This window comes from Phenylobacterium sp. (genome assembly GCF_036402295.1).
Classification (GTDB): Bacteria; Pseudomonadota; Alphaproteobacteria; order Caulobacterales; family Caulobacteraceae; genus Phenylobacterium.
The window spans coordinates 20,577-29,794 of sequence record NZ_DASWTE010000162.1; the positions used below are offsets into that span (position 1 = coordinate 20,577).

General features: G+C 69.0%; 10 protein-coding genes. 3 read left to right on the plus strand and 7 right to left on the minus strand.

The features are described from left to right. Window positions 1–104 precede the first annotated feature (104 nt). From tadA to VGD44_RS10255, 3 genes are all read left to right on the plus strand, one after another. The gene (gene tadA, locus VGD44_RS10245) at window positions 105–557 is read left to right on the plus strand and encodes a tRNA adenosine(34) deaminase TadA (protein WP_331086560.1); all 453 of its coding nucleotides are present in this window, start codon (window positions 105–107) and stop codon (window positions 555–557) included. Beyond that, a complete protein-coding gene (locus tag VGD44_RS10250; protein ID WP_331086561.1) occupies window positions 557–994 on the plus strand; it encodes a DUF6265 family protein in 438 nt (145 codons plus the stop codon). The genes tadA and VGD44_RS10250 overlap by 1 nt, the downstream gene beginning before the upstream one ends. 94 nt (window positions 995–1,088) lie before the next feature. Further along, window positions 1,089–2,000, plus strand: coding sequence for an SDR family NAD(P)-dependent oxidoreductase (locus VGD44_RS10255; protein ID WP_331086563.1), 912 nt, complete (start codon window positions 1,089–1,091; stop codon window positions 1,998–2,000). On the opposite strand, the gene VGD44_RS10260 is transcribed toward VGD44_RS10255, so the two are convergent. The 7 genes from VGD44_RS10260 to VGD44_RS10290 all read right to left on the minus strand — a co-directional run. Further along, complete coding sequence (locus VGD44_RS10260) at window positions 1,997–2,578, minus strand: GNAT family protein (RefSeq protein WP_331086565.1); 582 nt, start codon at window positions 2,576–2,578, stop codon at window positions 1,997–1,999. The two genes, VGD44_RS10255 and VGD44_RS10260, sit on opposite strands and share 4 nt — an antisense overlap. Before the next feature lie 351 nt (window positions 2,579–2,929). Further along, window positions 2,930–3,682 (minus strand): sulfite exporter TauE/SafE family protein, encoded by a 753-nt coding sequence (locus VGD44_RS10265; RefSeq protein WP_331086567.1) that lies wholly within the window; start codon window positions 3,680–3,682, stop codon window positions 2,930–2,932. Between the two features lie 246 nt (window positions 3,683–3,928). Beyond that, window positions 3,929–5,392, minus strand: a complete 1,464-nt coding sequence (locus VGD44_RS10270) for a tannase/feruloyl esterase family alpha/beta hydrolase (protein WP_331086569.1) — start codon at window positions 5,390–5,392, stop codon at window positions 3,929–3,931. A gap of 199 nt (window positions 5,393–5,591) precedes the next feature. Next, window positions 5,592–6,914, minus strand: coding sequence for an acyl-CoA dehydrogenase family protein (locus tag VGD44_RS10275; protein ID WP_414694632.1), 1,323 nt, complete (start codon window positions 6,912–6,914; stop codon window positions 5,592–5,594). Between the two features lie 194 nt (window positions 6,915–7,108). Further along, entirely contained in the window at window positions 7,109–7,516 is a 408-nt protein-coding gene (locus VGD44_RS10280) for a hypothetical protein (protein WP_331086573.1), read from the minus strand. Between the two features lie 86 nt (window positions 7,517–7,602). Then, entirely contained in the window at window positions 7,603–8,007 is a 405-nt protein-coding gene (locus VGD44_RS10285) for a hypothetical protein (protein ID WP_331086575.1), read from the minus strand. A 164-nt stretch (window positions 8,008–8,171) separates the two neighbouring features. Further along, the coding region (locus tag VGD44_RS10290; RefSeq protein ID WP_331086578.1) for a cyclopropane-fatty-acyl-phospholipid synthase family protein at window positions 8,172–9,218 on the minus strand (1,047 nt) is incomplete at its 5' end.

Below are 9,218 nucleotides of genomic sequence, written 5' to 3' on the forward strand. Positions count from 1 at the left end.
CGGTCGCCCCCAAGGGTGTCGACTCCCTCCGCATCGGAGTCGGGGACTTGACCCGCGTCGTCGCGGTGGGGTCGTAGTGGATCGTGGACCATGATGACCGGACAATGCGCATCGCGCTCGAAGCGGCGCAAGCCGCCGCCGTCGACGGCGAGACGCCGGTGGGCGCGGTCGTGGTCGATCCGGCCACCGGCGAGGTCGTGGCCGTGGGCGCCAACCAGCCGATTGGCAGCCACGATCCGACGGCCCACGCCGAGATCGTCGCCCTGCGCGAGGCGGCCCGCAAGCGCGGCAACTACCGCCTCACCGACCTCACCCTCTTCGTCACGCTCGAGCCATGCGCCATGTGCGCCGGCGCCATCAGCCACGCCCGCATCGGCCGCGTGGTGTTCGGGGCCGAGGACCCGAAGGGCGGCGCCATCGTGCACGGCCCGCGCTTCTTCGAGCAGCCCACCTGCCACTGGCGGCCAACGGTCGAGGGCGGCGTGCTGGCCGAGGAGAGCTCGGCTATGCTGAAGGCCTTTTTCCGAGCGCGGCGCGGAACGGGAGCGAAGACATGATGCTGGCGATCCTGGCAGCGGCGGCGCTGCTGGCCGACGCGACGGCCGACGTCGCCAAGCTGGCCTGGCTGGCCGGGAGCTGGGTGCACGAGAAGGACGGCGTCACCGTGCGGGAGACCTGGCTGGCGCCTAAGGACGGCGTGATGGGTGGGGTCGGTCAGACAAACCGGCCGGGCAAGAAGCCCTTCATCGAGTATGTGAAGATCAGCGCGGAACCTGCCGGCGCCACCTTCACCGCCACTCTGCCCGGCCAGGCCCCCACGCCCTTCGTCCTTCTGCCCGGCAAGGACGGCGAGGCGGTGTTCGAGAACAAGGCCCACGACTTCCCGCAGCGTGTCATCTACCGCCGCTGCGACCCCGACCTCTGCGCCGCCGTCGAGGGCGAGGTGAAGGGCAAGCTGCAGCGCGAGGAGTGGCGCTACCGGCGCGTGAGGTAGCTCCGCACAACCCTCAATTTCGACCGTCGTGAGGGTTGCACACCTCGCCTCCCGAGGCCGATGATGCTTCCAAACAACGGTATGGGAGGACGTCATGGCGGGACTGCTCGACGGGAAGGTCGCGATCATCACCGGCGCCGGCGGCGGGCTGGGCGAGGCCTATGCGCGCCTGTTCGCGAAGGAAGGCGCGGCCGTAGTCGTCAACGACTTGGGCGGCGCCCGTGACGGCTCAGGCTCGGGCTCCAGCGCTGCGGCCGACAAGGTGGTCGCCGACATCAAGGCCGCGGGCGGCCGGGCCGTGGCCAACGGCGACGACGTCTCCACCATGCAGGGCGGCGAGAACATCCTGCAGACCGCGCTGGACGCGTTCGGCAAGGTCGACATCCTGGTCTGCAACGCCGGCATCCTGCGCGACAAGACCTTCGCCAACACCTCGGAGGAGGATTGGGACAAGGTCATCAAGGTGCACCTCAAGGGCACCTACTGTGTCGCGCTGCCGGTCTGGAACTGGATGAAGGCCAACGGCGGCGGCTCGATGGTGCTGACTTCGTCCACCTCAGGCCTCTACGGCAACTTCGGCCAGACCAACTACGGCGCCGCCAAGGCCGGCATCTACGGCATGGTCCGGGTGATGGCCATCGAGGGGCGCAAGTACAACATCCGCGTCATGGGCCTGGCCCCGGGCGCCTACACCCGCATGACCTCGGACCTGCCCGGCCGCAAGGACCGCGAGCCCGACCCCCTCTCCCTGCCCGAGAACGTGGCCCCCGGCGTGCTGTTCATGGTCTCGGACCTGGCCGCCGACCACTCGGGCAAGATCCTGGGCGTCTCGTCGCGCGGCGTGCGCGAGATCAAGATGCTGGAGACCGAGGGCTTCCAGCCCGGCCGGCCCTACACCGCCGAGGAGGTGGCCAAGCACGCCGACGAGGTGTTCTTCCCGACCCCGGAATCCCGGCGGGTTGAGGCGATCCGGCTGGCCCAGCCTGCGGCGCGGGCGCCGGCCTAGCCGAACGCCGCGATCCGTTCGTCCAGACGGTCGCGGACCGCCGGCCACTCCTCGGCCAGGATCGAGAACACCACGGTCGAGCGGATGCGCCCGGTCCAGGTGACCTTGTCGTTGCGCAGGATGCCCTCCTGCACCGCGCCCAGCTTCAGCACCGCCGCGCGGCTACGGGCGTTGGCGGCGTCGACGCGGTACTGCACGCGCTCAGCCCCGCTCTCGAAGGCGTGCGCCATCATGAGCCGCTTGGCCGAGGGGTTCGCCACCCCGCCGCGGAACGCCGGCTCGTAGTAGGTGAAGCCGATCTCGACCGTGTTGTGCGCGGGCTCGATGTCCAGGTAGCTCGACATGCCGCGACACACGCCGTCGACCACCAGGGCGAAGGTCATCATCTTGCCGTCGCCGGGCCCCGAAAAGCGCGCCCAGTGCCGTTCGAAAGCCTCGCCCAGCATCGAGACGATGTAGAGGTCCTGCCAGGTGGCCGGGTCGGCGGCGCAGGCGGCGCGCAGCTCCTCCTTGTGCCGCTCTTCCATCGGCTCCATCCGCACGAACCGGTTCTCGAGGACCCTGGCTTCCAGCTGCATCCGCTCACTCCGACATCGCGCAAGCGGCGCTTAGACCGCAAACGGTCTGGCGGATACGGCCAATTCGGAGAAGCTTGACAGTCCACTTCGCTGCCCACGGCCAAGATTTCTGCCCGGGCGAGAAAAATTTCGCCAGGCGCCCTTGCGAGCTGAAATCGGAGACATACGTGACGGTGTGCCCATTCCTGGGCGTTTCCTCCCTAAAAACTTCCCCAGCCGGGCCTTTTGGCCCGGCTCTTTTTTTAATTCCGCCCCCATCCACCCCCGCTGGGGGTGGATCGCGAAGCGAGGGGGGCGGAGCCGCAAAGCGGCTCGGAGGGGAAGGGGGACCGCGCGCAGCGGGAAGGGGCTTCAGCCCGCCGCGAACAGCTGCGCTGCGCGGATCAGGTAGCTGACGCCGACGCCCGTCACGATCCAGCGGGTCCAGCGCTTGAAGTTCACGTCGGTCATGCGGTCCAGGATCAGACCGCCCGCGAACGTGCCGGCCATCGACAGCGGGATCGCCAGCACGAACACCCAGAGCGGCGGCATGCCCACCGCCGAGCCCAGCAGCAGCGGCGCGCCGTAGACCAGGATCTTGGCCAGGTGGGCGAACACCTGGGTCGCCGCCTTGGTGGCGACGATGGCGTGGCGGGTCAGCTCGGTACGCACGAAGAAGATGTCGAGCAGCGGCCCGGCGACGCCCGCCGTCAGGTTCAGCCCCGTCACCGACAGCCCCGACAGGAACGCCTGCTTCGGCCGCGAGGCGTCCAGGTTGATCCAACGCTGCGGCAGCCAGGTCAGCCCCGGAACCAGCCCCAGCAGCAGGAAGAGCAGCGGCTTCGACGGTGCGAACGACAGCCCCGCCACGATGAGGCCCGCGACGAGCGAGGCCAGCGCGTACCAGCCGACGATGTCCCAGCGGACGTGCTTACGGTGCAGGATCGCCCGCCAGCCGTTGGCGACCAGCTGCAGTATGCCGTGGCTGACGAACGCGGCCTGCACGGGCAGGACGAAGGCCAGCGCCCCCATCAGCACCAGGCCGCCCGCCATGCCGAACACGCCCGAGAGCGTGGCCGTCAGGAAGGCCATGCAGACCACGAAGGCGGCTGCGAGAATGTTCATGGAAGTCCTCCGGAGTTGCGACCGCCGCCGGAAGGCGGGCACAGGCCGCCTCCGGTCGCCGGTCAGCTGCGCGTCGCGCGCGGGAAGGAACGAGCGCTGCGAGCCGCACGGGGCGAGCACTCGGAGGTGCGCCGCGGCCGCAGCCGGGCGAGGTATGGGGACTTGCCGTTGGCAAAGCGGCGTTCGCTTACACTGAAGGTGGCGCGAGCGCTACTGCGCGGGCTGCTGCGGCTGGCGGAGCGTCAGCTACCGCTTGCCCGCCTTGCAGCTCCACGCGTCGCCCTCGCGCCGCGCCACGCCGGGGTACGGACACAGCAGCTGCGTCCCGCTGGAACTGCCGACTCCGGTCGCGGTGAGCGGGCCGGGCGCCTTCTTGTCCACCACCCAGGCGTCCAACGTCGCGAGCCAGTCCACGTTGCTGGGCCCGTTGCCGCCACCGCAGTGGAGCATGCCGGGCACCAGGTACATCCGGTAGAAGCCGCTCGTGTCGCCCATCGTGCGGCGCACGTCCTCGTAGTAGGCGATCGACGAGGCGGCCGGGATCGCGGGGTCGTTCCAGCCGTGGTACTGGATCAGCTTGCCGCCGCGCTTCTTGAACGCCGCGAGGTTCGGGTCGTCCGAGTCGATGATCGGGCCCATCCTGGCCTTCGCGCGATCCACCTGGGCGCCCATGTCCAGCTTCAGGAAGTCGAAGCTGGGATCTCCGAAGGCGAAGTATTTGAAGGCGTTCGACGAGAACTGGTAGCCGGCCGCCTGGCTGTTGCGCGCCTGGTCCGGCCCGGTGATCCAGGCCGGCCAGCCACCGCCCAGCGCCTCGCCGCCCGGGCTGATCCCGCGCAGGGGGATGCGCCCGTTCCGCGGGTCGCGCCGGCCCGCATAGATCGCCGCCGCCGCGCCCGCCTGGGCCGGCGTCAGGCAGCCGCTCGTCTGGCCGGGCTTGCAGATCAGGCTCTTCGGATCGAACCGGCACGCCGCCGGGTCGCGGATGTAACTCTCGCCGCCGCAGTCCTTCAGCGCGCCCGCCTGCAGGGTCTCCAGCGCCGCCTTGTCGAGGTAGGCGCCGGGTTTCGCCAGCGCCTGCTGCTGGGCCGCGCCGTTGGCGAACAGGAGGCTCATGTAGTTGGCCGGCGCTCCCGCGACGATGCCGTCGAAGTCGGCCGGGAAGCGCTGGGCCTCCATCAGCGCCTCGCGCCCGCCGTCCGAGCAGCCCATGAAGTACGACTGCCTCGGTCCGCCCGCCTTCTGGACGCGGATCAGCGCCTTGGCGACGTCGGTGGTCTCCTTCAGCGAGCGCCAGCCGTAGTCGACCAGCTTCTCAGGGTGGCCCAGCGCCCACGACGCCGAGGTGCCGATGGCCCGATGGCCGTTGTCGGTGCCGGCGACCGCGTAGCCCTGGCTCGCCACGCGCCGCAGGAAGCCCGAGTTGATCGAGCCGGCAAACCCGCCGTTGCCCAGCTGCACGAACCTGCCGTTCCAGTCAGAGTTCAGCGGAATCCACACCTCGATGCCGATCTCGGAGTCCTTGGTGGGCCGGCTGGTCACGCTGACCTTGCAGAGCACCTTGTCGCCCGAGGTCTCGCGGCTGGCGGCGGTGACCTCGGCGTGCGGCAGGATCTGCTTCGGGAAGTCCGCGCACGACGTCTCCGCCCGCGCCAGCCCCGGCGCCATCAGCGCCACCACGGCCCCCGCCGCAAACAGCAGCCCCTTCATGCCAGTCCTTCCCCAGAACCTGCTCTTTGGGATGACTTCACCACAGGCGCCGAAAGCCGCGAAGCGGCAATTGAAAGCCGCGGAAAACGCGGAGGAAGAGGCTACCTCGACTTCCGCGTTTTCTGCGTCCTTCCGCGGTTCAAAACAAAAGAGCCCCCGCTTGCGCGGAGGCTCCGATGCCGCACCGATGCGGTGATGGCTAGTTGCGGAAGACCGCCGCCGAGGCGCCCTTATCGTCCTCGGGCATCTCGCGGTACTGCTGCAGCTCGTTGCGGCCGACCACCATGTGGTGCACCTCGTCCGGGCCGTCGGCGATGCGCAGCGTCCGGGTGTTGGCGTACATGCGGGCCAGCGGCGTGTGCTGCGACACGCCCAGCGCGCCGTGCATCTGGATCGCCTGGTCGATGATCTGGCAGACCTTCTCGGGCACCATCGCCTTGACCATGTGGATCCAGACGCGGGCCTCGCGGTTGCCCAGCACGTCCATCGCCTTGGCCGCCTTCAGGACCATCAGGCGCATGGCCTCGATCTCGATGCGGGCGCGGCTGACGCGCTCGATGTTGCCGCCCAGCTGGATGATCGGCTTGCCGAACGCCACGCGGGTCATGCCGCGGGTGACCATCAGGTCCAGCGCCTTCTCGGCCGAGCCGATGGCGCGCATGCAGTGGTGGATGCGGCCTGGGCCCAGGCGCAGCTGGCTGATCTCGAAGCCGCGGCCTTCGCCCAGCAGCATGTTCGAGGCCGGCACGCGGGCGCCGTTGAAGCGGATGTGCATGTGGCCGTGCGGCGCGTCGGGGTCGCCGAACACCTGCTGGCCCTGGACGATCTCGACGCCGGGCGTCGGGAGCGGCACCAGGATCTGCGACTGCTGCAGGTGCGGCGGGTCATTGTCGCCGCCGGTCCGCACCATGCAGATCATCACCTTGCACCGCGGGCTGCCGGCGCCGGAGATGTAGTGCTTCTCGCCGGTGATGACGTACTCGTCGCCCACGCGCACGGCGCGGGTGTCGATGTTCTTGGCGTCGGACGAAGCCGTGTTCAGCTCGGTCATGCAGTAGGCCGAGCGGATTTTCCCTTCCAGCAGGGGCTCCAGCCACTGCTTCTTCTGCTCGGGCGTGCCCACACGCTCCAGCACTTCCATGTTGCCGGTGTCGGGCGCGGCGCAGTTCATGATCTCGGAGGCGAGGCGCACCTTGCCCAGCTCGACGGCGATGTAGGCGTAGTCGAGGTTCGACAGGCCCTCGCCGGTCTCGGCGTTCGGCAGGAAGAAGTTCCAGAGGCCCGCGGCCTTGGCCTTCTCCTTGGCGGCTTCCAGCACTTCCAGCTGACCGGGGGCGTACTGCCACACGTCCGGACGGCCTTCGCCCAGCCGGTGCCATTCCTCGGACGCCGGCTCGCACACCTCTTTGATGAACGTCTTCACCGCGTTGTAGAGCGGCAGCGCCTTGTCCGACATGCGCAGGTCGTTGAGGTCGTCCTGCGGGCTCAGGCCGAAGCTGGATTGGGCCTTGGCGGCGGCCATCGCGGGCCGATCGGCGGTCATGGTCATGGGTCGCTCCCAGCGGTTTTTCTGTGCCCGCCTTTGTGGCGCACTTTTCGCGAGATTCAAACAACTGTTTTAGTCATTCGAATTGCAGGTTACGCAACGGGAGCGTCGGACATGCCGAAGGGGCTCGGCGGGGAGACCGGACCCTTCGGGGTGCATGGCGTGCGGGTTCAGGCCAGTGCGGCCGCTTCCCGCTTGGCGCGGCGCAGGACGATGTACTGCAGGTCGCCCACCACCAGCGCGGCCACGGCCTGGGCGGCGACGAAGGCGATGCCCAGCGCCGTCGGCTGGATCCAGCCCAGCGCCATGACGCCGATGCTCTCGACCGCCCAGGCGACGTTGAACGCGACCAGCGCCCAGACCGCGGCCCGCGGCAGCGCCTTGCGCGCGGCGAGGAACACCAGCCCCGCGGCGTAGACGATCAGGAACAGCCCCAGTGGCTGCATGAAGGCGGGCGACAGGCCCAGCGGTCCGGCCAGCAGGCCCGCGTCGAAGGCGAAGCCCGCGCCCATCAGGCCGCACGCGGCGGCGTCCAAGCCGATGACGGTGCGCAGGAAGTTCGAACGGACGGCGGTCATGGGAGAAGCTCCTTGGGGTTGTTCGATGCCCCAAGGGTCCCGCGGCGCGCGCCGCCCGTCGATTACGCGGCAGGTAAAGTCCGGCTCTACTTCACCGGGACGTGGTCGGCGTGCGGGCAGACCGCGGCCAGCAGGGCGGCGTTGTCGGCGCCGTCGGCCTTTTTCGGCGTGTCCGAGCGCCAGGTGGCCTTGATGTCCAGCCCCTGGTTCGGCCGGTAGTTGGCCATCGGGATCACGTTCTTCTTGGCGCAGTCGTAGGCCGCGACGCTGCCGACGCTGTCGGCCTTGCCGGGCGCCGACGGGCCGAGGGTGCCCTTGGAGAGCGCCTGCATGACCACGAGGCGGCCGGTCGCCTTGTCCTTGTAGGTGTAGTCGCTGTCGTACGAGACGTCGGCGCCGTTCTCCAGCGTGTGGAACTTCGTCCAGGTCTCGGCGGACGCTGCGCCGGCGATCAGGCTCAGGGTGGCGGCAAGCGCAAGTGCGCGGCGCATTCGGTTTCTCTCCAAACAGTCGTTCGAGTTTCTTGAGCGCGACCCTAGCGGCGGTTTTTGGGCGCCTCCACACATTTCAGGCGCGGCACATGCGCCAGCGCCTCCTCCCAAACAAACTCCGTCATCCCGCGGCTTGTCCGCGGGATGACGTCGGGAGGGGCGGCTCAGGCCACCTTCCGGTTCGGCTTCGCGTACCCCCGCTCGGTCTCGCCGATGTAGTCGCGGGTGATCGGCAGCACGTCGACGCGCTTGGCCAGCTGGACCTGGAAGATGAACTGCCGCCGCGCTCGGAAGCTCTGCTCGGCGATGCCCAGATAGAACTCGAACATCCGGCAGAACCGCTCGTCGTACAGCTGCGCGATGTCGGCCCGCGCCGCCGCGAACCGCTGGCGCCAGTGCTTGATCGTCTCGGCGTAGTGCAGCCGAAGGATCTCCACGTCGGTCACGATCAGCCCCGCCCGCTCGATGGCCGGCATCACCTCGGACAGCGCGGGCGAATAGCCGCCCGGGAAGATGTACTTGTCGATCCAGGCGTTGGTGACCCCCGCCTCGGGCCGGCCGATGGAGTGGATCAGCGCCACGCCGTCGTCCTTCATCAGCCGCGCCACACCGTCGAAATATTCCTGGTAGTTGGGCCGCCCCACCGCCTCGAACATGGCGATCGACAGCACCCGGTCGTAGGTCCCCTTCAGGTCGCGGTAGTCGGTGAGCGAGAACCGCGCCTTGTGGGCCAGCCCCTTGGCCTCGGCCCGCGCCTGGGCGATTTTCAGCTGCTCGACCGACAGCGTGATGGCGTCGACCTCGACGCCTTCCACGTCCTCCACCAGCTGCAGCGCCAGGCCGCCCCAGCCGCAGCCGATCTCCACCACGCTTTGCCCCGGCTGGACGTGCAGCTTGGCCGCGATGTGCCGCTTCTTGGCGAGCTGGGCCTCTTCCAGCGTCATGTCGGGCCGCTCGAAGTAGGCGCAGCTGTACTGCATGTCCTCGTCGAGGAAGCGCCGGTAGAGGTCGTAGCTGAGGTCGTAGTGGTGGGCGACGTTCTTGCGCGACGCCACCCGGTCGTTGGCCTCGCGCAGCGTCTTCCTCAGCCAGCGGCGGAACGGCCCGCGCTTCTTGGTCTTGTTCTTCGCGTTCGCGCCGATCAGGTCGATGAAGTCGTCGATGTGGCCCTGCTCAAGCACCAGGCCGCCGTCCATGTAGGCCTCACCCAC

What these genes read in the sequence shown, in the direction of transcription:
- VGD44_RS10250 (WP_331086561.1), top strand. Translation starts at nt 557, where the DNA reads ATGCTGGCGATCCTGGCAGCGGCGGCGCTGCTGGCCGACGCGACGGCC.
- VGD44_RS10275 (WP_414694632.1), bottom strand. Translation starts at nt 6,914, where the DNA reads ATGGCCGCCGCCAAGGCCCAATCCAGCTTCGGCCTGAGCCCGCAGGAC.
- VGD44_RS10255 (WP_331086563.1), top strand. Translation starts at nt 1,089, where the DNA reads ATGGCGGGACTGCTCGACGGGAAGGTCGCGATCATCACCGGCGCCGGC.
- VGD44_RS10280 (WP_331086573.1), bottom strand. Translation starts at nt 7,516, where the DNA reads ATGACCGCCGTCCGTTCGAACTTCCTGCGCACCGTCATCGGCTTGGAC.
- VGD44_RS10270 (WP_331086569.1), bottom strand. Translation starts at nt 5,392, where the DNA reads ATGAAGGGGCTGCTGTTTGCGGCGGGGGCCGTGGTGGCGCTGATGGCG.
- VGD44_RS10260 (WP_331086565.1), bottom strand. Translation starts at nt 2,578, where the DNA reads ATGCAGCTGGAAGCCAGGGTCCTCGAGAACCGGTTCGTGCGGATGGAG.
- VGD44_RS10285 (WP_331086575.1), bottom strand. Translation starts at nt 8,007, where the DNA reads ATGCGCCGCGCACTTGCGCTTGCCGCCACCCTGAGCCTGATCGCCGGC.
- tadA (WP_331086560.1), top strand. Translation starts at nt 105, where the DNA reads ATGCGCATCGCGCTCGAAGCGGCGCAAGCCGCCGCCGTCGACGGCGAG.
- VGD44_RS10265 (WP_331086567.1), bottom strand. Translation starts at nt 3,682, where the DNA reads ATGAACATTCTCGCAGCCGCCTTCGTGGTCTGCATGGCCTTCCTGACG.